This window comes from Streptomyces sp. NPDC088197 (assembly GCF_044741185.1).
Lineage (GTDB): Bacteria > Actinomycetota > Actinomycetes > Streptomycetales > Streptomycetaceae > Actinacidiphila.
Map to the genome: position 1 here is coordinate 735,810 of NZ_JBIUSD010000001.1, position 22,318 is coordinate 758,127.

At 71.6% G+C, this 22,318-nt stretch carries 23 protein-coding genes; 13 read left to right on the forward strand and 10 right to left on the reverse strand.

Annotation, left to right across the window (positions count from 1 at the left end; genetic code table 11):
• Window positions 1-2 precede the first annotated feature (2 nt).
• A complete protein-coding gene (gene metG, locus ACIOC1_RS03295; RefSeq protein WP_355339630.1) occupies window positions 3-1,736 on the reverse strand; it encodes a methionine--tRNA ligase in 1,734 nt (577 codons plus the stop codon).
• 256 nt (window positions 1,737-1,992) lie between these two features.
• On the opposite strand from metG, the gene ACIOC1_RS03300 reads away from it, so the two are divergent.
• A complete protein-coding gene (locus ACIOC1_RS03300) occupies window positions 1,993-2,229 on the forward strand; it encodes a DUF397 domain-containing protein (protein ID WP_355339633.1) in 237 nt (78 codons plus the stop codon).
• Window positions 2,230-2,268: 39 nt separating this feature from the next.
• Here the strand turns inward: ACIOC1_RS03300 and ACIOC1_RS03305 are convergent, their stop codons facing one another.
• On the reverse strand, window positions 2,269-2,745 hold the full coding sequence (locus ACIOC1_RS03305; RefSeq protein WP_355339636.1) for an ATP-binding protein: 477 nt from the start codon (window positions 2,743-2,745) through the stop codon (window positions 2,269-2,271).
• A 181-nt stretch (window positions 2,746-2,926) separates the two neighbouring features.
• On the opposite strand from ACIOC1_RS03305, the gene ACIOC1_RS03310 reads away from it, so the two are divergent.
• Both ACIOC1_RS03310 and ACIOC1_RS03315 read left to right on the forward strand, forming a co-directional pair.
• The gene (locus ACIOC1_RS03310; RefSeq protein ID WP_355339639.1) at window positions 2,927-3,793 is read left to right on the forward strand and encodes a helix-turn-helix transcriptional regulator; all 867 of its coding nucleotides are present in this window, start codon (window positions 2,927-2,929) and stop codon (window positions 3,791-3,793) included.
• A gap of 336 nt (window positions 3,794-4,129) precedes the next feature.
• A complete protein-coding gene (locus ACIOC1_RS03315; RefSeq protein ID WP_401851467.1) occupies window positions 4,130-5,593 on the forward strand; it encodes an LCP family protein in 1,464 nt (487 codons plus the stop codon).
• A 687-nt stretch (window positions 5,594-6,280) separates the two neighbouring features.
• On the opposite strand, the gene ACIOC1_RS03320 is transcribed toward ACIOC1_RS03315, so the two are convergent.
• Together ACIOC1_RS03320 and ACIOC1_RS03325 are read right to left on the reverse strand one after the other, a co-directional pair.
• On the reverse strand, window positions 6,281-6,721 hold the full coding sequence (locus ACIOC1_RS03320; protein ID WP_355339645.1) for a PPOX class F420-dependent oxidoreductase: 441 nt from the start codon (window positions 6,719-6,721) through the stop codon (window positions 6,281-6,283).
• A 32-nt stretch (window positions 6,722-6,753) separates the two neighbouring features.
• Window positions 6,754-6,990 carry a DUF2277 domain-containing protein gene (locus tag ACIOC1_RS03325; protein ID WP_355339648.1) on the reverse strand — a complete coding sequence of 79 codons (237 nt, stop codon included), beginning with the start codon at window positions 6,988-6,990 and terminating at the stop codon, window positions 6,754-6,756.
• Between the two features lie 231 nt (window positions 6,991-7,221).
• Here ACIOC1_RS03325 and ACIOC1_RS03330 point away from each other — a divergent pair, with 231 nt between their 5' ends.
• From ACIOC1_RS03330 to ACIOC1_RS03340, 3 genes are all read left to right on the forward strand, one after another.
• Window positions 7,222-8,058, forward strand: coding sequence for a chitosanase (locus ACIOC1_RS03330; protein ID WP_355340133.1), 837 nt, complete (start codon window positions 7,222-7,224; stop codon window positions 8,056-8,058).
• A 105-nt stretch (window positions 8,059-8,163) separates the two neighbouring features.
• Window positions 8,164-8,643, forward strand: coding sequence for an RbsD/FucU domain-containing protein (locus ACIOC1_RS03335; RefSeq protein WP_401851470.1), 480 nt, complete (start codon window positions 8,164-8,166; stop codon window positions 8,641-8,643).
• Between the two features lie 96 nt (window positions 8,644-8,739).
• Entirely contained in the window at window positions 8,740-9,102 is a 363-nt protein-coding gene (locus ACIOC1_RS03340; protein WP_355339653.1) for a hypothetical protein, read from the forward strand.
• 7 nt (window positions 9,103-9,109) lie between these two features.
• Here ACIOC1_RS03340 and ACIOC1_RS03345 read toward each other — a convergent pair whose 3' ends face one another.
• The 3 genes from ACIOC1_RS03345 to ACIOC1_RS03355 form a co-directional block, all read right to left on the reverse strand.
• Window positions 9,110-9,745, reverse strand: a complete 636-nt coding sequence (locus ACIOC1_RS03345) for a TetR family transcriptional regulator (protein ID WP_391158628.1) — start codon at window positions 9,743-9,745, stop codon at window positions 9,110-9,112.
• A 45-nt stretch (window positions 9,746-9,790) separates the two neighbouring features.
• Complete coding sequence (locus ACIOC1_RS03350; protein WP_391041850.1) at window positions 9,791-10,276, reverse strand: GNAT family N-acetyltransferase; 486 nt, start codon at window positions 10,274-10,276, stop codon at window positions 9,791-9,793.
• 147 nt (window positions 10,277-10,423) lie between these two features.
• Window positions 10,424-11,272, reverse strand: coding sequence for a helix-turn-helix domain-containing protein (locus tag ACIOC1_RS03355; RefSeq protein WP_391158623.1), 849 nt, complete (start codon window positions 11,270-11,272; stop codon window positions 10,424-10,426).
• Between the two features lie 101 nt (window positions 11,273-11,373).
• On the opposite strand from ACIOC1_RS03355, the gene ACIOC1_RS03360 reads away from it, so the two are divergent.
• On the forward strand, window positions 11,374-12,087 hold the full coding sequence (locus ACIOC1_RS03360; protein WP_355339665.1) for an SDR family NAD(P)-dependent oxidoreductase: 714 nt from the start codon (window positions 11,374-11,376) through the stop codon (window positions 12,085-12,087).
• A gap of 70 nt (window positions 12,088-12,157) precedes the next feature.
• On the opposite strand, the gene ACIOC1_RS03365 is transcribed toward ACIOC1_RS03360, so the two are convergent.
• Both ACIOC1_RS03365 and ACIOC1_RS03370 read right to left on the reverse strand, forming a co-directional pair.
• Window positions 12,158-12,631 carry a carboxymuconolactone decarboxylase family protein gene (locus ACIOC1_RS03365; RefSeq protein WP_355339668.1) on the reverse strand — a complete coding sequence of 158 codons (474 nt, stop codon included), beginning with the start codon at window positions 12,629-12,631 and terminating at the stop codon, window positions 12,158-12,160.
• Between the two features lie 164 nt (window positions 12,632-12,795).
• Window positions 12,796-13,452, reverse strand: coding sequence for a hypothetical protein (locus tag ACIOC1_RS03370; protein ID WP_401851475.1), 657 nt, complete (start codon window positions 13,450-13,452; stop codon window positions 12,796-12,798).
• A gap of 319 nt (window positions 13,453-13,771) precedes the next feature.
• Here ACIOC1_RS03370 and ACIOC1_RS03375 point away from each other — a divergent pair, with 319 nt between their 5' ends.
• The 6 genes from ACIOC1_RS03375 (at window position 13,772) to ACIOC1_RS03400 (ending at window position 20,807) form a co-directional block, all read left to right on the forward strand.
• On the forward strand, window positions 13,772-15,133 hold the full coding sequence (locus tag ACIOC1_RS03375) for an efflux RND transporter periplasmic adaptor subunit (RefSeq protein ID WP_401851476.1): 1,362 nt from the start codon (window positions 13,772-13,774) through the stop codon (window positions 15,131-15,133).
• Window positions 15,130-16,305, forward strand: coding sequence for an ABC transporter ATP-binding protein (locus ACIOC1_RS03380; RefSeq protein ID WP_401851479.1), 1,176 nt, complete (start codon window positions 15,130-15,132; stop codon window positions 16,303-16,305). Before ACIOC1_RS03375 ends, ACIOC1_RS03380 begins: the two co-directional genes overlap by 4 nt.
• On the forward strand, window positions 16,302-17,522 hold the full coding sequence (locus ACIOC1_RS03385) for an ABC transporter permease (RefSeq protein WP_355339680.1): 1,221 nt from the start codon (window positions 16,302-16,304) through the stop codon (window positions 17,520-17,522). Before ACIOC1_RS03380 ends, ACIOC1_RS03385 begins: the two co-directional genes overlap by 4 nt.
• A 51-nt stretch (window positions 17,523-17,573) precedes the next feature.
• Entirely contained in the window at window positions 17,574-18,389 is an 816-nt protein-coding gene (locus tag ACIOC1_RS03390; protein ID WP_401851482.1) for a hypothetical protein, read from the forward strand.
• A gap of 68 nt (window positions 18,390-18,457) precedes the next feature.
• Window positions 18,458-19,195 carry a response regulator gene (locus tag ACIOC1_RS03395; protein WP_391158611.1) on the forward strand — a complete coding sequence of 246 codons (738 nt, stop codon included), beginning with the start codon at window positions 18,458-18,460 and terminating at the stop codon, window positions 19,193-19,195.
• A gap of 13 nt (window positions 19,196-19,208) precedes the next feature.
• A complete protein-coding gene (locus ACIOC1_RS03400) occupies window positions 19,209-20,807 on the forward strand; it encodes a sensor histidine kinase (RefSeq protein ID WP_401851485.1) in 1,599 nt (532 codons plus the stop codon).
• A gap of 499 nt (window positions 20,808-21,306) precedes the next feature.
• Here the strand turns inward: ACIOC1_RS03400 and ACIOC1_RS03405 are convergent, their stop codons facing one another.
• Window positions 21,307-22,314: an aldo/keto reductase gene (locus ACIOC1_RS03405; protein ID WP_401851487.1), complete on the reverse strand. Its 1,008-nt coding sequence runs from the start codon at window positions 22,312-22,314 to the stop codon at window positions 21,307-21,309.
• Between the last annotated feature and the right edge of the window lie 4 nt (window positions 22,315-22,318).

The following is a 22,318-nucleotide window of genomic DNA, read 5'->3' on the forward strand; positions in this document are numbered from 1 at the left end:
CCTCAGGCGGCCGGCGCGTCCGGGTCGCCGCCGAACCGCTCGATGTACGACGCCAGGTCCTCGTCGGAGATCTTCGCGAAGAGCACCGGCGGCACCGTGAAGGGGGTGCCCGCGGGCACCGAGTCCAGCGCGCGGGCCTCGTCGGCGGTGACCCAGCGGGCGTCGTCGGCGGGCAGCGCGAAGGCGGCCCGCATGGCGGCGGCCGAGGCCGGGATGAACGGCTCGGACACCACCGCGTAGAGGTGGATGAGATTCATCGCGGTACGCAGCGTGAGCGCGGCGCCGTCCTGGTCGGTCTTGATCTCCATCCAGGGGGCCTTCTCCTCCAGGTAGGAGTTGCCCGCACTCCACAGCGCCCGCAACGACTGCGCGGCCTTGCGGAATTGCAGCGTCTCCATGTGGCCCTCGTATTCGGCGAGCAGCGCGGCGATCTGCTCGCCGAGCTTCGCCTCGGCGGCGCCGGCCGCCGAACCCGCGGGCACTTCGTCGCCGAATCGCTTGCGCGAGAAGGACAGGACGCGGTTGACGAAATTGCCGAGGGTGTCGGCGAGGTCCTTGTTGACGCCCGCCGCGAACAGCTCCCAGGTGAAGGAGGTGTCGTCGGACTCCGGCGCGTTCGCGATGAGGAAGTAGCGCCAGTAGTCGGCGGGCAGCAACTCGAGGGCGGCGTCGGTGAAGACACCGCGGCGCTGCGAGGTGGAGAACTTGCCGCCGTAGTAGTTCAGCCAGTTGAAAGCCTTGACGTAGTCGACCTTCTTCCACGGTTCACGGGTGCCCAGTTGGGTCGCCGGGAACATCACGGTGTGGAAGGGCACATTGTCCTTGGCCATGAACTCGGTGTAACGGACCGTGTCGTCGGCCTCGTACCACCACGACTTCCAGTCCCGTACTTCACCCTCGGACGCGGCGTCGGCCCACTCCTTGGTGGAACCGATGTACTCGATGGGTGCGTCGAACCAGACGTAGAACACCTTTCCGTCCGCGGCCAGCTCCGGCCAGGTGTCGGCCGGTACGGGAACGCCCCAATCCAGGTCACGGGTGATCGCCCGGTCCTGGAGTCCCTCGGTGAGCCATTTCCGCGCGATGGACGAGGCCAGGGTGGGCCAGTCGGCGCCGTTCGCGTCGATCCACGCCTCGACCTCGCCGGCGAGCTTGGACTGGAGGAGGAACAGGTGCTTGGTCTCGCGGACCTCCAGCGCGCTGCTGCCGCTGATCGCGGAGCGCGCGTCGATGAGGTCGGTCGGGTCGAGCACCCGCGTGCAGTTCTCGCACTGGTCGCCGCGGGCCTTGTCGTACCCGCAGTACGGGCACGTGCCGACGATGTAGCGGTCGGGCAGGAAGCGTTCGTCGGCGAGCGAGTAGACCTGCCGGACGGCCCGCTCCTCGATGAAGCCGTTCTCGTTGAGCCTGCGCGCGAAGTGCTGGGTGATGTCGCGGTTCTCCGCCGAGGAGCTGCGGCCGAAGTGGTCGAAGGACAGCTCGAAGCCGTCGTAGATCGCCTTCTGCGCGAGGTGTGCCTGGCCGCAGAAGACGTCGACCGGCAGGCCCGCCTCCTTGGCGGCCAGCTCGGCGGGGGTGCCGTGCTCGTCGGTGGCGCAGATGTAGAGGACGTCGTGGCCGCGCTGCCGCAGATACCGCGAGTAGACGTCGGCCGGGAGCATGGACCCCACCATGTTGCCCAGATGCTTGATCCCGTTGATATAGGGGAGGGCTGAGGTGATGAGGTGACGCGCCATTGCGGGCTGCTCCCAATTCGTTGCGGGGAGTGAGTAATTCCTCTACGGACGGTCAATATCGTATCGGACGACCGGGGGGCATCCGCCGCCCCTTTTCCGGGTAGCCGGGCTGTGAAGGGCTGTGAACAGCCCCGGGGGGTCGAGCCCTGAAGATCACAGCGAGTGACTGCACGTGCACATGCACGTGCACATGCACGTGCCTGCCCAACGAGTTATGATCTGCCGTACCAGACATGGCACTTATGGGGAGTGGCTGATGCGCCGGACGCACAACGGAATGGCTGCAGAAGACCTACGTGGAGTGGTCTGGCAGAAGAGCCGTCACAGTAATGCCAATGGAACGTGCGTCGAGTTCGCCGCCCTGCCCGACGGCGAGGTCGCCGTACGGAATTCGCGCTTCCCCGAGGGTCCGGCGCTGATATACACACGTGCGGAGATCGAATCGATGATCATCGGCGTGAAAGCCGGTGAATTCGACCACCTGGTCCCGTAATGCGCCGGTTGCGCCGCGACCCGCGTGGAACCGGCGGAACTAACAGGGTCCGCCCGGTGTGAGAAAAAGCGCCCAGACGACCTTTCCCGTGCCGCTCAGCGGGTGCCATCCCCAGTTCTCGCTGAACGAGTCCACCAGATGAAGTCCGCGGCCTGTCTCGGCCACGAAATCAGGGTCCTTGGCGACGGGCGCCACCCCGCTGGGGTCACGCACCGCACACACCACGCGCGAGGTCCAGCGCACCAGGCTCAGCCGTACCGGGGCGCCGGGCGCGCCGATCGGCACCGCGTACCGCAGCGCGTTGGTCACCAGCTCGGACGCGACCAGTTCGACCGAGTCGCGGAGCGTGGACAGATCCCATCGTTGGAGCGTCGCGCGCGTGAAGTGACGTGCCTCACCCACTGACTCCAGGGCGGCGGGCAGCTCACAGGTGGCTCCGTTACCCGAGGCCACGCGCTCAGGCGCGAGCACTCCCTGCCATAACGGCTCCAGCACGGCGACTGCCTCTGCCTTCATACGTGCCCCCGGGGTATCTGCACGTCCACCATGCTCATGGATCAGCACCCTCCGATGCAAGAGCGTCTGCACGTGCATCTGCAAGGAATTGATGCACGTGTCGGTGGAGAGTGACCGAACGGGTACACCGCGCAGTCCGTTAGTGGCAGACTGCTGATGAACCAAGGGCGGAGCGTGACCTATGAGCGCAGGGCAGCCGGGAGGCGGGTCCATCGTGCGACGAATGCTGCTCGGAGCGCAGCTGCGGCGGCTGCGTGAGTCCAAGGGCATCACCCGCGAGCTGGCGGGCTACTCGATCCGGGCCTCCGAATCGAAGATCAGCCGCATGGAGCTGGGAAGAGTCAGTTTCAAGGAGCGTGACGTCGCCGATCTGCTGACCCTCTACGAGGTCACGGACGAAGCCGAGCGGGCGGCCATGCTGGGCCTGGTCCGCGAGGCCAACGCGGCGGGCTGGTGGCACGGATACGGCGAGGTCATGCCGACGTGGTTCCAGACGTACGTGGGCCTGGAGGAGTCGGCCGCGCTGATCCGCACCTTCGAAGTGCAGTTCGTGCACGGCCTGTTGCAGACCGAGGACTACATAAGATCGGTGATCCGGCTTGGTCACCCCGAGGCAGCCGTGCCCTGGGTGGAAAGACGAGTCGGTCTACGCCTGGAGCGGCAAAAGCTTCTCGTCTCCGAGCAGGCGCCCCACTTCGTCGCCGTCATGGACGAGGGCGCGCTGCGCCGTCCGTTCGGCGGTCGGCAGGTGATGATCGACCAGGTGCGGCACATCCTGGAAGCCGCCGAGCGGCCCAACGTCGACGTCCGCATCCTGCCGTTCGCCACGGGCGGGCACGCGGCGGGCGGCGGCGCCTTCACGCTGCTGAGCTTCCCGGAGTCCGATCTGCCGGACCTGGTCTACCTGGAGCAGCTCACCGGGGCGCTCTACATCGACAAGCCCGACGAAGTGGTCGAGTACCAGAAGGCGATGAACGCGCTGAGTGATGTCGCGCTGACGCCCACCGCTTCCCTGGACTGGCTGAACTCCTTCCAGCGCGAACTGTGAGTCGTGCGCCCGGGGCCGACTTCCGCCGATGACGGCGGGAGCCGGCCCTTCGCGTGCGCCCCGGCCCTTCGCGTGCGCCCGAGCCCTTCGCGTGCGCCCCGGCCCTTCGCGTGTGCGCCGCGCCACGGACAGCCGCGGATGCGGAGCTTCCGCTCCCGATTCCGTCACCCTCCCCGCATTGACGATTACCGAAATGCGCACCACGTACAGTGTCTCGCCGGGCAATTCCCCCGAGGCGGAGCCGGTGTGACGCGCGTCATACGAGCGGGATGGTTCAAGTGGTAAACGTTGGGGCTTCGTCGTGTGCGTGCGAGCCACCGGACTGAAGGTGTGGGAATGGGCGTTCGTGGGCGCAAGCGAGAACCCAAGCGCAGTCGCAAGCGCTGGATCATCGCGATATCCGTCGCCTTCGTGGTGCTGCTGGCCGGCGGCGCCGGCGCGATCTACCTGAAGCTCAACGCCAATATCTCGACGTTCGACTCGGCGGGGCTGAGCAAGAACCGGCCCAAGGCCGGGCCCGCGGACGCCAACGGCCACACCGCCGTCAACGTCCTGCTGATCGGCTCCGACACCCGCTCCGGCGCGAACGGCAAGCTGGGCGGCTCCGCCTCCGGCGACATCGGCCGCTCGGACACCACGATCCTGCTGCACGTCTACCCCGACCACAAACACGCGGTGGGCATCTCCGTACCGCGTGACTCGATGGTCGACATACCCCCGTGCCTGCTGCCCGACGGCAAGTGGTCGCCGGACCAGCCCAGGGCGCAGTTCAACTCGGCGTTCTCGATGGGCGACACGGCCAAGGGCAATCCGGCGTGTACGCAGAACACCATCGAGAAGCTGTCCGGGCTGCGCGTGGACCACACCATGGTGGTCGACTTCGAGGGCTTCGCGTCCATGACCTCCGCCGTGCACGGCGTCGAGGTCTGCGTGCCGAACAAGATCTACCAAGGGGACATGAACCCCAACCGCGGCAGCAAGGGCAAGGTCGTCCTCGACGCGGGCATGCAGAACCTCCAGGGCCAGCAGGCACTGGACTACGTCCGCGTACGGCACGGGGTCGGCGACAACTCCGACGTCGGCCGCATGCTGCGGCAGCAGGCGTTCCTGTCCGCCCTGATCGCCAAGATCAAGGGGCAGGGCATGAACCCGACGACGCTGCTGCCGCTGGCCGACGCCGCCACCAAGTCGCTCACCGTGGACCCGGGGCTCGGCAGCGCCACCAAGCTGATGTCCTTCGGGCTGTCGCTGAAGAACATCGACCTCAAGAACATCCAGTTCATCACCGCGCCGTGGAAGTACGACGGGCCGCGCATCGACCTCGTCCACCCCGACGTGGACGACCTCTTCGCGGAGCTGCGGGCCAACCGGACCCTGGAAGGCGTCGACGCCTCGGGCAAGCCGAAGTCGACGGCCTCCCCGACGCCCGCCGCCACGGTCGACGGCACCGGCGTCTCGGTCGGCGTCTTCAACGGCACCACCGTGGACGGGCTCGGCGGCAAGGCCGCCGACAAGCTCAAGGGCTCCGGCTACACCGTCACCGGGACCTCCACCGCCAAGTCCCAGGACCACGCCACCACCCGTATCGAGTACGGGCCCGCCGACAAGACGCACGCCACCGAGCTCGCCAAGCTCTTTCCCGGCGCGGAGCTCGCTCCGCTCGCCATCTCGGGCATCAATCTCGTCGTCGGCCAGGATTTCGCCTCGGCGGCGAGCAAGCCGAAGCCGTTGCCGACCAATCTCACGCAGCAGGCTCGCGCCGCGGACACCGACCCCTGCAAAAAACTCTCCTACGGCTAGCCCCCCGCCGGGCCTCTCCCGGGCAGGGGCGCTCTTCCAGGGGCCCGGCCCCAGGGCGGTTCCTCTGCGCTGGTCGGCACGCCGATCTTTTCGGGGCGCGGCCCCGGGCGGTTCTTCTGCTGGGGCGGCAGCCACGCGTTTTTTGGGGGCGCGGTCCCGGGGCGGTTCCTTTGCGCTGGGCGGTACGCCGATTTTTTAGGGGCGCGGGCCTGGGCGGTTCTTCTGCTGGGGCGGCAGCCACGTGTTTTTGGGGCGCGGCCCTGGTGCGGTTCTTTTGCCGGGGGGCCAGCCACGTGTTTTTAGGGGCGCGGGGAACTGCGCGCTCAGCCACGGCGGTGGTGCGCCGTGAAAACCGGCCCCAGTGGGGCAGATGCGGTTGTTTTCGGGCTGAAAGCCCGGTGGGGGCTGGTCGCGCAGTTCCCCGCGCCCCTAAAAAGATCGGCCCACCGTCCGGGCCAGGTGCGGGCACGGGGGCCGGGCCCCGGAAAAGATCCGGCCCACGGCCCCGGGCGGGTGCGGGTGCGGGGACGGCGCCCGGGAAAGATCGGCCCACTGCCCCGGGCAGGTGCGGATACGGGGGCGGCGCCCCGGGAAAGATCGGCCCACCGTCCGGGCCAGGTGCGGGGACCGGGGCGGCGCCCCGGGAAAGATCGGCTTACCGTCCTGGGTGGGGGCGGGGCCCGGGGGCTAGTCGGCTACGGCGGCTTGGGCCGTGACACGGTTGATGCGGCCACGGACGAGATATTCACCGGGAACGGCGTTGCGGGCACCGAATTCGGCCCCCCGGGCGGAGCCCATGTAGCGGGAACCGATCTTGGTGGACCAGTGAAGCAGGGCGGCGGGGTCCTCGACGAGCTCGGCGGTGCACTCGAAGAGGACGTAGGAGTAGGGCGGCTCCTGATCGTCCACGCAGAGCGCGAAGCGGGCGTCGCGGCGCAGGGCCTTGCCCTTGAGGGAGTCGCTGCCGGTGTTGAAGACGACGCGGATGTCGGAGGGGTCGGTGTCGTCGAGCAGGAACCAGACGGGCGTGACGTGGGGACCGCCGTCCTTGCGCTGGACGGCGAGCTTCCCCGTGCGGGTACCGGTGGAGGCGAAGGCGCGCCATTCGGCCTCGGTCATGTGCTGCATGGGGTCAGGTTAGGGCCGGGCGGGTCCGGGGGTCAGGCCGCCCCGCCGTGGGCGCGGGCGGCGGCGCCGCGTACCTCCAGGCCGTCGAGGAGGTCGGCGGTGGCCGCGGCGACGGCGGCCACGGCGGCGTCGAAGACCTCCCGGTTGTGCGCGGCGGGCGCACGGAAACCGGAGATCTTGCGGACGTACTGGAGCGCCGCCGCTTCGATGTCGTCCTCGTCCGGATCGGGCGTCATCGGCGGTCGCAGGGTCTTGATGCTTCTGCACATGCCTCCAGTGTCGCGCGGGGGTACGACATCGCGCCACGAACTCGGTCGCGGCGGCCCCTTGGCGTGCGGCCGTCGCAGTGCTTCAATGCTCTCCATTGGTTAGGAACCTTTCCTAACTGCACAGCAGGCCCCCGCAGTTGGCCGTTCCTCCGACGGCCGGAAACGGAGACGCACGTGCACCGATCCCCCCACTCGCACCGCTCGAACCGGCGCCCCAGCCGCCGGATAGCCATGATCGCCGCCGTCGGCGTACTGGCGGGCGGCGGCGCCTCGCTGGCCCTGGCCACGGCGGGCAACGCGGCCACCGCGCCCGGCGCGCACGCCGCCGCCGTCGCGCCCAAGGCGGCGGCAGCCGGTCTCGCCGACCCGCACAAGAAGGAAATCGCGATGGAGCTGGTCTCCAGCGCGGAGAACTCCTCGCTGGACTGGAAGGCCCAGTACAAGTACATCGAGGACATCGGCGACGGCCGCGGCTACACCGCGGGCATCATCGGCTTCTGTTCCGGCACCGGCGACATGCTGGACCTGGTCAAGCACTACAACGACCTCAAGCCCGGCAACGTCCTGGCCAAGTACCTCCCTGCGCTGGAGAGCGTCAACGGCTCCGACTCGCACTCCGGCCTCGGCTCGGCCTTCGTGAGCGCGTGGAAGACCGCCGCCAAGGACACCGTCTTCCAGACCGCGCAGAACGACGAGCGCGACCGCGTCTACTTCAACCCGTCGGTCAACCAGGCCAAGACGGACGGCCTCGGCACCCTCGGCCAGTTCATCTACTACGACGCCATCGTGATGCACGGCCCCGGCGACGACTCCGTCAGCTTCGGCGGCATCCGCAAGACCGCCATGAAGAAGGCCAAGACCCCGGCCCAGGGCGGCAACGAGACCACGTACCTCAATGCCTTCCTCGACGCCCGCAAGGCCGCGATGAAGACCGAGGACGCCCACGACGACACCAGCCGCGTCGACACCGAGCAGCGCGTCTTCCTCAACGCGGGCAACCTCAACCTGGACCCGCCGCTGAAGTGGAAGACGTACGGGGACTCGTACCAGATCCTGACGCTTCCGTAGCGCCCGACGCTTCCCGCCCCCGGCCCGCCGACCCTTGTGTCGGCGGGCCGGGTACGCTCCCGGGGTCGGATGCAGAGATCGGATGTATCGAAGGAGCCGCCGCCCATGCTGCGCTACGGACTGACCCACCCCGCGATCCTCGCCGCACTCGCCGCCGCGGGCCACGGCTCCCGCGTCCTGATCAGCGACGGCCACTATCCGCACACCACGGGCGCCAACCCGGCTGCCGAGCGCGTCTACCTCAACCTCAGCCCCGACCGGCTGCTGGTCACCGAGGTACTGGACGCCCTGGTCGACGCGATCCCGATCGAGGCGGCGGCCGTCATGACCCCGCCGCCTGACCGTGACGACACTTCCGAGACGTCCGACACTTCCGAGACGTCCGACACTTCCGACCTTTCCGCGCCGGAGATCTTCGCGGAGTTCCGTGCCGCCCTCCCCGGCCTCACCCTCGACGGCCTCGACCGCTTCGCCTTCTACGACGCGGCCCGCGGCCCCGACACCGCCCTCGTGGTGGCCACCGGCGACCGGCGTACGTACGCCAATCTGCTGCTCACGATCGGAGTGCGGTCGGAGGACCGCTGAGCGGCGGACGGCCTTCGCCCCCTGCCGTCCCGGCCGGATGGCGGCTTACGCTGGGGCCCACACGCTGTGCACGCTCGACACGGGGGTTCCTTCCGTATGAACTGGCTCTGGTGGGTGATCGCCCTCTTCGCGGTCGGCGGTTTCACCTCGATCGCCGACACCGTCCGCACCGCGCTGCGCACCCGGCACGAGCGCACGATGGAGCGCCTTGAGGCGGACCGCAAGGAGCGCCGCGAGCTGGAGGCGGCGGGGCGCGGCCCCGAGCCGGTCTGCGGCTGCACCCACCACCTGGCCAAGCACGACAAGTCCGGCCGCTGCCACGAGACCGTCGAGGTCCCCACGGCCTGGGACGCGGACAAGAAGCCCACGCACTACGAGCCGGGCACGTGCAACTGCCAGCAGTACGTGGGCCCGCAGCCGCTCACCACGCTCTACGCCCAGGAGATCACCGACCTCTGACGACGCGTCAGCGCGGCTCTCGCGCGACGGTCGGCAGCGCGCGGGCCAGGGCGCGGGCGGTGCGCGCGGCGCGGGACTCCGCGCGGGCGACGGCGTCCGGCGCCGGGCCGAGCAGACCCTCCGCGAGGAAGAGGACCAGGCCGTGCGCGGCCGAGGAGACGTCCAGTATCAACTCCACCGCGCGGTCGCCCGAGGTGAGGCGGCGGGCCGTCGGGAGCACGGCGGTCAGCACCTGGTCGCCCGCCGAAGCCAGGCTCGAATAGCGGGACTTGTCGAGTCCCGCGCTGAACGTGATGTCGAACAGGGCCCGTTCCTCCACCGCGAACCGGACGTAGGCGGCGGCGAAGTCCGCCAACTGCTCGACCGGGTCCGCGGATTGACGGACGGCGGCCGAGAACCGGCGGTGCTGCTCGCGGTACCCGCGCTCGGCCAGCGCCGCCAGCAGCGCGTCCCGGTCGGCGAAGTGCTTGTACGGCGCCGCCGCGCTGACCCCCGCCCGCCGACTGGCCTCCGCGAGCGTGAAGCCGTGCGGCCCGCGCTCGGCGACGAGGCCGAGGGCGGCCCGCTCCAGGGCGTTGCGGAGGTCGCCGTGGTGCTGTCCACTGCGGCGGGCCGGTGCGGTGCGCTCGGCGGGAGGCGTCATATCCGCAGGTTAACACCCGTCACCACAAGGTGAATCGCCGTAACCTCAGGCGTTCATGACCGGCGAGGGGCGCACCATGAACACGTCGACCGCGTCCTCCGTCTCCAGGACGAAGCCCCACCGTTCGTAGAGCCGCCGGGCGGCGCTGCCCTGGAGGACGTTCAGCCGTACGTCCTCGCCGCGCGCGTCGGCGCGGCCCAGCAGTTCCCGCAGCACGGCCGAGCCCAACCCGCGCCCCTGGTAACGGGGTTCCAGATAGAAGTGTTCGAGCAGAGCGCCGCCGGTCTCGGCGGGCCGCAGCGTCACGCACCCGGCGAAGTCCCCCTCGACGGTGACGACCGAGGTGTACCGCGTCGAGAACGAGTCCCGCAGCCGCTGCCGTACCCTGTGCCCGTCGTACCGCCCGAGCCGTTCCAGATCCGCCCGCATCACGACGGCCCGCAGCTCGGCTATGGGCTCCACGTCCCCCGCGACGGCCGCGCGCAGCGCCCACCGCAGGTCAGCGCTCTGTACCGCCCCATTCGTCCGCATCCCCCAAGTATCCGCGAGCGCCCGCGCCGCCCCGCCCCGGCCCCCCCTCGCGCCACCGCCCCGGCGGCAGACCGCGGAGCCACCGCCCCGGCAGCAGGGCTCGGGGGAGTCGTCCGCGCCGTCTTCCGCGAGGCGTACGGACGCGGGTCAGGTGCCGGGGGTCCCGGCGGGGCTGAGCGCCTGGGTGCCGACGACGCCGAGCAGGGTGAGGCGTTCGGCGTCCTCGGTGCCGGGCTCGGCGGTGTAGACCATGATCCGCAGATCGCTTCCGGCGACACTGAGGATGTCGCAGTCCAGGGTCAGCGGGCCGACCACCGGGTGGTCGATCGTCTTGCGGGAGGCGTCGTGCCGGGTGACCTCGCCGGATTCCCACAGCTCGGCGAAGCGCGGGCTGCGGGCGCGCAGCTCGGCGACCAGGCGGCGCAGGCGCTGGTCGGCGGGGTAGCGGTTGGCGGTGGCGCGCAACTGGGCGACCTGGGAGATCTCCAGCAGCCGCAGCGACTCGGGGGTGTGGCGGACCCGGGAGCCGGAGCCGAGGAAATTGCGCCAGATCGCGTTGCGGTCGTTGCCTTGCTGCTGCCCCATCAGGGCCACGTACAGGGGGTTGGCCAGCAGCAGCGTCCACGCGGCGTCGCTGACGGCGACCGGCGTCCCGGTCAGCCGGTCGAGCATGCGCTGCACGCTCGGCGTGATGTACGCGGGGACGGTGCCCTGGCCCGGTGGTACGAGTCCGGCGACGTGGAAGAGGTGCTCGCGCTCGGCGGTGGTCAGCCGCAGCGCGCGGCCGAGCGCTTCGACGACCTGCTCGGAGGGGTTGGCCGCGCGGCCCTGTTCGAGCCGGGTGACGTAGTCGACGGAGATCCCGGCGAGCAGGGCCAGCTCCTCGCGGCGCAGCCCGGCCGCCCGCCGGTGGCCCCCGGCGGGCAGCCCGGCCGCCTCGGGGGAGACCCGGTCGCGCCAGCGCCGTACCGTGTGCCCGAACTCCGTGGTCGCCATGGTTCCACTGTGCACCGTGCGGCCCACGCCGTCCTGGTACCGGCAGTCCCAGGAAGACCGGGCCACTGGCTGCCCCGGCGGGCCTGCCGCACCGTGGACGTATGACAACGACACTGATCACCGGAGCGAACAAGGGCCTCGGCTTCGAGACCGCCCGCCGCCTGCTGGCCGCGGGGCACACCGTCTACGTGGGCAGCCGGGACGCCGACCGCGGGCGGGAGGCCGTCGAGCGGCTGGGCGCGGGCGCGCGGGCGGTCCGGCTCGACGTCACCGACGACGCGTCCGTCGGGGCCGCGGCCGAGGCGATCGCGGCGGACGGCGGCCTCGACGTCCTGGTCAACAACGCGGGCATCGAGAGCAGGACCGCCGACAACGGCGTCGTCGGCGCCGCCGACCTGACCGCCGACGTCATGCGGGAGACGTTCGAGACGAACGTCTTCGGCCTGGTGCGCGTCACCCACGCGTTCCTGCCGCTGCTGCGCCGCTCGGCCGCGCCGGTCGTGGTCAACCTCAGCAGCGGGCTGGCCTCGCTGTCCCGGCTCAGCGCCCCCGGCACCCCCGCCTACGCGTATCCGGGCGTCGCGTACCCGGCGTCGAAGACCACCGTGAACATGATCACCGTGCAGTACGCGAAGGCGTTCCCCGAGATGCGGATCAACGCCGTCGAGCCCGGTTTCACCAAGACCGATCTGAACGGGAACACCGGGGTCCAGACGGTCGAGCAGGGCGCCGAGATCATCGTCCGGATGGCGCAGGTGCCGGCCGACGGCCCGACCGGCGGGTACTTCGACGCCGAGGGGCCGCTGCCCTGGTAGCCGCGGCCCCTGACGGGGCGGCCCCGACGGCCCCTGTACGCCGGGGCCGCCGGTGCCGCCCGGCTGGGTCTCAGCCGAACATGCCCGGCTCGTAGTCCCCCGCGGGCTGCTGAATGATCACGTTCAGCCGGTTGAAGGCGTTGATCAGGGCGATGCCCGTGACGAGGGCGGCCAGCTCCTCCTCGTTGTAGTGCTTGGCGGCGTTCGCCCACACCTCGTCCGCGACGCCCCCGGCCGCGTCGGCGATACGGGTGCCCTGCTCGGCCAGCTCCAGGGCCGCGCGCTCGGCGTCGGTGAAGACCTTGGCCTCGCGCCACGCGGCCACCAGATTGAGCCGCTGCTGCGTCTCCCCGGCCGCCGCCGCGTCCTTGGTGTGCATGTCGGTGCAGAATCCGCAGCCGTTGATCTGGCTGGCGCGCAGCCGTACCAGTTCCTGGGTGGCGAGCGGCACCGTCGAGTCCGCCAGCACTTTGCCGGCCGCGGTGAGGTGCCGCAGCGACTTCGCGGCGAGCGGGCTCTCGAAAAGGTTCAGACGGGCTTCCATGGCGTTACTACTCCTCGGGCTCGTGCGTTTCCGCGCCGCCGCCGCCCTTCCACGACGTCCCCGGCGCACGCACCTCCCTGACGCCCCGCCCCACCCCGATGTGACCGCCCCCCGAAGTGACCCCCGTCTCCCCTCCGGGGGGCGGGGGGCGGCCGGGAGGGCGGTTATGTCGCTGAGGGGGAGGCGGGCGGGCGGGTGGGGAGGAGGGGTTTGCAGGTGGTGTAGGCCTTGGCCGTCTTCGGGTCGGAGGTGTTGAGGTCGCCGAAGCCGAAGCCGCCGCGGCGGGTGGTGGGGGAGGGGGTGGGGAGGGTGACGCCGTGGTCCTTGAGGCAGCTCGTGAACGCCTGGAAGGCGGAGCTGTCGCCGCCGGGGCCGCCGCCGCGCTGGCCGTTGAACTGGGGACGCAGCGAGGCGCATGCCTCCATGGCCTTCTGGGTGGCCGGGTCGGCGGACTCGCCGCCGAAACCGCCGAAGCCGCCTGAGCCCCCGCCGAATCCGCCGCTCGGGCGGCCCGAGGGACGGCCCGAGGGGCGGCCGGACGCGCGGTCGGAGGGGCGGCCGGAGAAGGACGGCAGCTTCACGCCGTGCTGGGAGAGGCAGTCGCGGTAGGCCGCCATGTCCTGCGCGCCGCCGGAGGCGCCCTTGGCGGAGGACGACGGCGAGGACGAGGACGACGCCTTCGCGTCGGCGGACGCCGAGCCCGAGGAGCCCGACGACGAGCAGGCGGTGAGCAGCAGCGCGCCCGAGGCGAGGACGGCGACGCACGCGCCCGCCCGCAGCGCGGAGCGGCGCGCGGACTGCCGGGTGGTGGTCAGGGTCATGACCGTGGTCTCCTCGGATGCGGGGGCGGGGGGCGCCGCTCACCCACGCGCACGCGCGGGACACGAGCACCCATGAGTGGCGGCGCATGAGTGAACCGCCGCGAGTTAGGCACAGCCAGGGCGCGAGCTGTGAGTTCCCGGGGAGCCGGGGCGCGCGAATCGGCCGTCGCGATCCGTACGGGCCCGCCGTACGGTCCGGTTGAGACGTAAAGCGACCGCTTCGTGCCGTGGCGGGGCGGCCTCGCGCACGGCGCCGTTCCCAGGAAACTCCCAGCCTTCTCCCAGGCCATCAAAGGCGTCGGCGGCCAGGATGCGCGCCATGAAGGTGCTCCCACGGCGGCGCAGGGCCGTCCTGATCAACTCGGTGCTCGGCGTGGTGGTCCTCGCGGGCGCAGGCGGCGCCTACGCGGCGGTCAACAACGGTGACAGCGGCAACACCCGTGGTACGGGCGCGCGCGTGGTGACGGTGTCCAAGGGCACGGTGCTGGCGACGGTGTCCGGCTCCGGCACGCTCGCCTCGCCCAGTGACGCCGGTGTGGACTTCACCACGGGCGGCACACTCACCGAGGTCGATGTGAAGCCGGGCGACAAGGTCACCAAGGGCCAGGTGCTGGCGAAGGTCGATCCGACCGACGCCGAGGAGACGTTGCAGCAGGACCAGGCGACGCTGACGGCGGCGCGGGCCAACCTCACCAAGGTCGAGGCGGGCGAGCTGGTCACCTCCGCCACGGGCTCCGGCAGCGGCTCCAACACCGGCTCCGGCAGCGGCGGCTCGCGGGACGCCGCCCCGACGCCCACGCCGTCCCCCACCTACACCGTCGACCCGGCCCAACTCGCCCAGGCACAGGCCCAGTTGACCCAGGCCCAGAACGCCGTGGACGCCGACCAGCGCGCGGTGGACGGCACCACGCTCAAGGCCCCGGTGTCCGGCACGGTCGCCTCGGTCTCGGCCGCCAAGGGCCAGACGGTGTCGGGCACCGGCGGCACCGGCAGCGGCTCGGGCGGCCAGGGCTCGAACTCCAGCAGCTCCAACTCCACGTCGAGCAGCAGCGGTTCCAGCACCCCGTCCGGCTTCGTCGTCCTGACCAACCCCACCGGCATGCAGGTGACGGCGAACTTCTCCGAGGCCGACTCGCTGAAGGTCAAGGCGGGCCAGCCCGCCACCGTCACCCTCAACGCGCAGTCGAGCACGGTGCTCAACGCCAAGGTGCTGTCGGTCAGTTCGCTCCCGGTGAGCAGCGGAAGCGGCAGCGGCGGCGGGAGCGGCAGCGCCGTGCAGTACGCGGCCACGCTCGCCATCACCAGCCCCACCGCGGACCTGCGGACCGGCCTGAGCGCCAGTATCCAGGTGATCACCGGCTCGGCGTCCGGCGCGCTGAACGTGCCGACCGCCGCGGTCTCCGGTACCGGCGCCAACCGTACGGTCACGGTGGTCAACTCCGACGGCAGCACGACCCGTACGTCCGTGACCGTCGGCGTCGAGGGCGACACCGCCGACCAGATCACCAGCGGTCTGAAGGAGGGCCAGCAGGTGCAGATCGCCACGGTCGCGTCCTCCGGCAACGGCGGTTTCCCGAGCGGCGCGTTCCCCGGCGGCCTCGGCGGCGGCGCGAACCGGATCGGCGGCGGCGGTGGCTTCCGTACCGGCGGTGGCGGCGGTGCCGGCGGTGGCCGCGGATGAGGCCCGCCCTGCGGCAGCGCCTCGGCGGCCTGCGGCCCGGCGCCCGTACCGGTGACGCCGAAGAGAGTCCGGGCGCGGAAGAGACCTCGGGCGTCGAGCAGACCTCGGGCGTCGAGCAGACCTCGGGCGTCGAGCAGACCTCGGGCGTCGAGCAGACCTCGGGCCGCGAGGAAACCGCGGGTGTCGAGGGGGACGACGACAGCCCCTGGGGCCGCCCGCCGGTCATCGAGGTGCGGTCGCTGCTGAAGACGTACGGGCACGGCGACGCCGCCGTGCGCGCGCTCGGCGGCGACCCCGACCCCGTCACCGGCGTCTCGCCCGGCGTGAATCTGCTGGTCGAACAGGGCGACATGGTGGCCGTGATGGGCAGTTCCGGGTCCGGCAAGTCGACCCTGATGAACATCCTCGGCTGCCTCGACATCCCCACCGAGGGCCGTTATCTGCTCGACGGCATCGACGTCGGCGGCCTGGACGAGCACCAGCTCTCGCTCGTCCGCAACCGTAAGATCGGCTTCGTCTTCCAGTCGTTCAACCTCGTGCCGCGCACCCCCGCGCTCGCGCAGGTCGAACTCCCCCTGGCCTACGCGGGTGTGCGGTCCGCCGAGCGCAGGAGGCGCGCGCTGGCGGCGCTCGCGCTGGTCGGCCTCGCCGACCGCGTCGACCACCGGCCGAACGAACTCTCCGGCGGCCAGCAGCAACGCGTCGCCGTGGCAAGGGCGTTGGTCACCGCACCGGCCATGCTGCTCGCCGACGAGCCGACCGGAAACCTGGACAGCCACAGCACCGAGGAAGTGCTCGCCATCGTCGACCGGCTCAACGCCTCCGGGCGCACCGTCGTACTGATCACGCACGAGGACGAGGTCGCCCGGCACGCCAAGCGGGTGATCACGCTGGTCGACGGCCAGGTGGTCGAGGACCGGCGCCAGGCACCGGCCGACGGCCCGCCGCCCGCGCTGCGCGACCCGGCGTCCTTCGCCGCGCACCACCCGCAGGACCCGATAACCGGCGGCCGGCGTCAGGCCCTCACCGGAAGCCGCCACGGCAACGGCGGCAACGGCGGTACGGGCAACGGCGGTACGAGCAACGGCAGTACGGGCAACGGCGGTACGGGCATAGGCAACGCGGGCAACGGCAGTACGGGCAACGGCTTCGGAAGCGGGGGCACCGCGTGAACCCCTTCGAGACCCTCCGCTTCGCCTTCGGCGGCCTCGCCGCCAACAAGGTCCGCTCCGGACTGACCATGCTCGGCGTCCTGATCGGCGTCGCCGCCGTCATCATCCTGCTCGCGGTCGGCAACGGCTCCTCGCAGTCCGTCAAGGACTCCATCGAGAAGCTGGGCACCAACTCGCTGACCATCTCCTCCGGCGCCGGATTCGGCGGCGGTTCGTCCTCGTCGGCGACCACCGTCAAGCCGCTGACCGTGGACGACGCGCGGGCGCTCGCCGACCCGACGGCCGCGCCCAGCATCGAGTCCGTCGCCCCCGAGGTGACCACGTCCTCGCAGACCGCGCTGTACGAGGGCACCTCGCACGACGTCGCGCAGGTCGTCGGCACCTACCCCGCGTACTTCAAGGCATCCAACAGCAAGGTCGCCAAGGGCGACTACTTCAGCGCCGACGACGTCCTCAACTCCCGCAAGGTGGCGGTGATCGGCTCGACCACGGCCACCGACCTGTTCGGCACGGCCGACCCGGTCGGCAAGAAGGTGGTGCTCGGCGGGACGCCGTTCACGGTCGTCGGCGTGCTGGAGACCAAGGGCGGCACCGGCTTCCAGGACCCGGACGACATCCTGGTCGCGCCGCTGCCGACCGTGCAGAACGCCTTCACCGGCTTCGGCTCGGTCAACCAGATCCTCGTGGAGGCCACGTCGGCCGACGCGACGACCCCGGCGCAGAACGAGATCACCACGATCCTGATGGGCACGCACGGCATCAAGGACGCCAACGCGCTGGACTTCCGGGTCAGCAGCCAGCAGTCGCTGCTCAGCACCCAGTCCGACACCAACAGGACGTTCACGGTGCTGCTCGGCGCGGTCGCGGCGATCTCGCTGCTGGTCGGCGGGATCGGCATCACCAACATCATGCTGGTGACGGTCACCGAGCGGACCCGCGAGATCGGCATCCGCAAGGCGATCGGCGCGCCCAAGGGCGTCATCCTCGGGCAGTTCCTCGCCGAGTCGACCCTGCTGTCGCTGGTCGGCGGCGGGCTCGGGGTGGTGGCGGGACTGATCGGCTCGCGCTTCACGATCGTCGGCATCAAACCGGTGATCATCCCGGAGTCGGTGTGGGGCGCCTTCGCCATCGCGGTCGCCATCGGCCTGTTCTTCGGCAGCTACCCCGCCAACCGGGCCGCCGCCCTGCGCCCGATCGAGGCCCTGCGCCATGAGTAGGCCGTCCACCACCACACCGCACGACGTACGAGGGACGAGGGAGAACCGGACATGGCGCGACGCCGCACCGAACTCGTGAAGGCCGACGCCGACACGGAGCTGCTGCCGCTCACCGACACGTTCGGCGAGGTGGAGATCGTCGAGCGGCCCGGCGAGGCGGTGCTCACCGAACGGCCGGAGGACGTCCTGTCCGAGCCGCCGGACGCCCGTGACATCTCGGCCGAGCTGGCCGCCCCGCCGCGCCGCAAACTGCCCTGGCTGACGCTGCTGCTGTCCGCGGGCGTCGTCGCCGCGGCGGCCTTCGCGGGCGGCGCGCTGGTGGAGAAGAACCACCTCAACGGCCGCTCGTCCGGCGGCGGTTCGGCCGCGGCCCGCGACTTCGCCTCGGCCTTCGCGGGCGCCAACGGCCGTACGGGCACGGGCTCCGGTACGGCGCCGGGCGCGGCTCCCGGCGCGGCTCCCGGCGCGGGCGGCGGCACCGGCTCCGGTGTCACCGTCGGCACCGTCAAGCTGGTGGACGGCGACACCATCTACGTCACCGACGCCCAGGGCGGCATCGTCAAGGTCACCACCGGCGGCTCCACGAAGGTCACCGTCACCAAGGACGGCAAGACCTCGGATCTCCAGCCCGGCCAGAGCGTGACCGTACGCGGCAGCGCGAACTCCTCAGGCGACATCGCCGCCACCACCGTCACCGAGGGCGCGGCCACCGCGGGCGGCTTCGGCGGCGGCTTCGGAGGCTTCGGCGGCCGTGGCGGCGCCGGAGGTGCCGGAGGTGCCGGAGGTGCCGGAGGCGCGGGCGGCGGTACGGGTACGGCGGGCGGCGCGGGCGGCTCGGGCGGCTCGGGCGGCGGTACGGGCAACTGACCCCGCCTTCACAGGACGGGAGCGTACGGTGCGAAACCGCACCGTACGACGGGGGCCAGGAGGACTCCATGGACACGACGCCCGAGGCCAGCCTGCTGGTCGTCGACGACGAGCCCAACATCAGGGAACTGCTCTCCGCGTCCCTGCGCTTCGTCGGCTTCAAGGTGGTCTCCGCCGCCTCGGGCGCCGACGCGCTGGCCGCCGTCGCCCGTGAGCGCCCCGACCTGGTCGTCCTCGACGTGATGCTGCCCGACATGACCGGTTTCGCGGTCGTCCGGCACCTGCGCGAGGAGTCGGGGCCGCGCGCGCGCCCCGGCAGCGGCGCCGCCGACCGGCTCCCCGTGCTGTTCCTGACCGCCAAGGACGGCGTGGACGACAAGATCAGCGGCCTGACGGCGGGCGGCGACGACTACGTCACCAAGCCGTTCAGCCTGGAGGAGCTGATCGCCCGCATCCGCGCGATCCTGCGCCGTACCGGCGGCCCCACCGACGAGGGGCGGCTGGTCGCGGGCGACCTGGAGCTGGACCCGGTCGGCCACCAGGTGCTGCGCGCCGGCCGCCCGGTCTCCCTCTCACCCACCGAGTTCAAGCTGCTCGCCTACCTCATGGCCAACGCCGACCGCGTCGTGTCCAAGCTCCAGATCCTCGACCACGTGTGGGCGTACGACTTCGGCGGCGACCTCAGCATCGTCGAGTCGTACATCTCGTACGTGCGCCGCAAGGTCGACTCCGGCGCCGACGGCACGGTCAAGCTGATCCATACGGTGCGCGGCGTCGGGTACGTGCTGCGCCGACCGCAGGGCTGACGCCGTGCGCACCGTGCGGTCCCTCAGGTCCCTCAGCTTCCTCGGGTCCCTCCGCTCGTTGCGGCTCTCCGCGCTCTCGCTGCGCTCCCGGCTGGTGCTGCTCTGCCTGGTCCTCGTCCTGCTCGGCCTCGCCGTCAGCGACACCGTCGTCCTCGGCACGGTCCGCGGCCAGCAGGTGCGGCGCGTCGACCAGCAGCTCCAGCGGTACGGCGAACCGCTCGCGCGGCGGCTCGGCACCGACGGGGTGCCCGCGCCGCGCTACGTACGGCCGGGGCCCGGCGCGCCGCGGCCGTGGCTGCCCAGCCAGTTCGTGGTGGCCTTCGCCGCGGCGGACGGGCGGGTCTCCGACCAGTTCCGGCTGCCGGTCTCGGCCGGGGACCCGCGCCCGCTGTGGCCGACGATGGACGCGGGGTCGCTGCGCGAGCGGCTGGGCAAGCCGTTCGACGTCGCCAGCGACCACGGCGGCGGGCGGTGGCGGGTGCTGATCGAACCGGTCGCCGCGGGCACGGCCGCCCCCTCCGCCGACCTGCCCGCGGGCGTCGTGGTCGCCGCGTCCCTGGACGAGGTGTCCTCCACGGCCTCCCACCTGCGCACCGCGTTCCTGCTGATCGGCGCGGTGGTCGCGGCGCTGCTCGGGGTGGCGGGCTGGTTCGCGGTACGAGCCGGGCTGCGGCCGCTGCGGCAGATCGAGGCCACCGCCGCCGAGATAGCCGCCGGGCGCCCGCTGTCGCACCGTATGCCCGCCGCGTCCCCGCGCACCGAGGCCGGGCGGCTGTCCGCCGCGCTCAACGGGATGCTCGCGCAGATCGAGTCGGCCTTCGCGGCGCGCGCGGAGTCCGAGAAGCAGATGCGCCGGTTCGTCGCCGACGCCAGCCACGAACTGCGCACCCCGCTGGCCGGTATCCGGGGCTTCGCGGAGCTGTACCGGATGGGCGCGCTGCCCGACGAGGCCGACGTGAAGCGGACGATGACGCGGATCGAGAGCGAGGCCGTACGGCTCGGCGGCCTGGTCGAGGATCTGCTGACGCTGGTGCGGATGGACGAGCAGCGGCCCGTGCAGCTCGCCCCGATGGACCTGCGCACCCTGGCCGTGGACGCCCTGCACGACACGACCGCCCTCGATCCGTCCCGGCCGGTCTCCCTCACCGGGCCGGGTGGGTCAGGGTCCGGCTCCGGCTCCGGTCCCGGTCCCGGTCCCGCACCCGTGCTCGGTGACGAGGCCCGGCTGCGGCAGGTCGTCGCCAATCTCGTCGGCAACGCCGTCGCCCATACGCCTCCCGGCACGCCCGTCCGGATCGGCGTCGGCACCGTCGGCGGACACGGGGTCCTCGAAGTCGCCGACGCCGGGCCCGGGCTCGGGCCCGACCAGGCCGCGCGGGTCTTCGAACGCTTCTACCGCGTGGACGCCTCCCGCAGCCGGGGCGCCGGGGGCGGCGCCGGTCTCGGGCTCTCCATCTGTGCCGCGTTCGCTGCCGCTCACGGTGGGTACATCGAGCTCGACACGGCTCCCGGCCAAGGCGCCCTCTTCCGCCTCCGCCTCCCCTCCGCTTCCCCGCCCCCACCGGCCGGTGGTCCGGACACCACCGAACTGCCCCGCTGGGGCGGGTGGTGACCTGCGGCAGCGTCGGCTCGCCGTCCGGGCGAAAGACGGTGCGCCCCGTCAGGGGCGCGGGGAACTGCGCGGCCAGCCCCCACCGGCGGGTGGTCCGGGAACAGCCGATCTGCCCCGCTGGGGCGGGTGGTGACCTGCGGCAGCATCGTGGCTGGTGGCGCAGTTCCCCGCGCCCCTTAAAAGATCGGCTCGCCGTCCGGCCGAAAGACGGTGCGCCCCTAAAGGCACGTGGCTGAGCGCGCCCACGCGGCGGCAGCCGCAGATCAGGAACAGTCCCGCGCCCCTTAAAGGATCGGCTCGCCGTCCGGGCGAAAGGGGGTGGGCCCCGTCAGGGGCGCGGGGAACTGCGCGGCCAGCCCACCACCGGCCGGTGGTCCGGGAACAGCCGATCTGCCCCGCTGGGGCGGGTGGTGACCTGCGGCAGCGTCGTGGCTGGTGGCGCAGTTCCCCGCGCCCCTGAAGGCGCGTGGCTGAGCCGCCCGGGCGGCGGCGGCCGGGGCTACCAGGCGAAGGCTTCGGGGGAAGGGCCGGGGCCCGGGAAGATGGCGTCGAGGGCGGCGAGGAGGTCCACGGAGAGGTGGAGATCGAGGGCGCGGAGGGCGCCGTCGAGGTGGGCGGGGGTGCGGGGCCCGATGATGGGCCCGGTCACGGCGGGCCGGGTGAGGAGCCAGGCGAGGGCCACCTCCCCGGGGTCGAGCTCGTGCTCGGCGAGCAGATCCTCGTAGCGCTGAACCTGGTCGCGGACCACCGGATCGGCCAGCCCCCGCGCCGAGCGCCCGGCGTGGGTGCGGGAGCCGCCCCCCTCACGGGACTTGCGGATGGCGCCGCCCAACAGCCCCTGGTGCAGGGGGGACCAGGGCACGACACCGAGCCCGTACGCCTCGGCGGCCGGGAGGACGTCCATCTCGGCGGTGCGCTCGAAGAGGTTGTACAGGCACTGCTCGCTGACGAGCCCGAGCGAACCGCGCCGCGCCGCCGCCTCATTGGCCTGCGCGATGTGCCAGCCGGCGAAGTTGCTGGAGGCGGCGTAGAGCACCTTGCCCTGCTGGATCAGGACGTCGATCGCCTGCCAGATCTCGTCCCAGGGCGTGGCCCGGTCGATGTGGTGGAACTGGTAGACGTCGATGTGATCGGTGCCCAGCCGCTTCAGGCTGGCCTCCACCTCGCGGCGGATGTTGAGGGCGCTCAGCCGCTGGTGGTTCGGCCAGGGCTCCTCCTGCCAGGGGTTGCCCTGCGTCATGTTCCCGTACAGCTTGGTGGCCAGCACCACCTTGTCGCGCCGGTCGCCGCCCTGGGCGAACCAGCTTCCGAGGATCTCCTCGGTGCGGCCCTTGCGCTCGTCCACGCCGTAGATGTTCGCCGTGTCGAAGAAGTTGATGCCCGCGTCCAGCGCGGTGTCCATGATCGCGTGGCTGCCGGGCTCGTCGGTCTGCCCGCCGAAGTTCATGGTGCCGAGGACGAGGCGGCTGACTTTGAGGCCGGTGCGGGCGAGCTGGGTGTACTTCATGGCT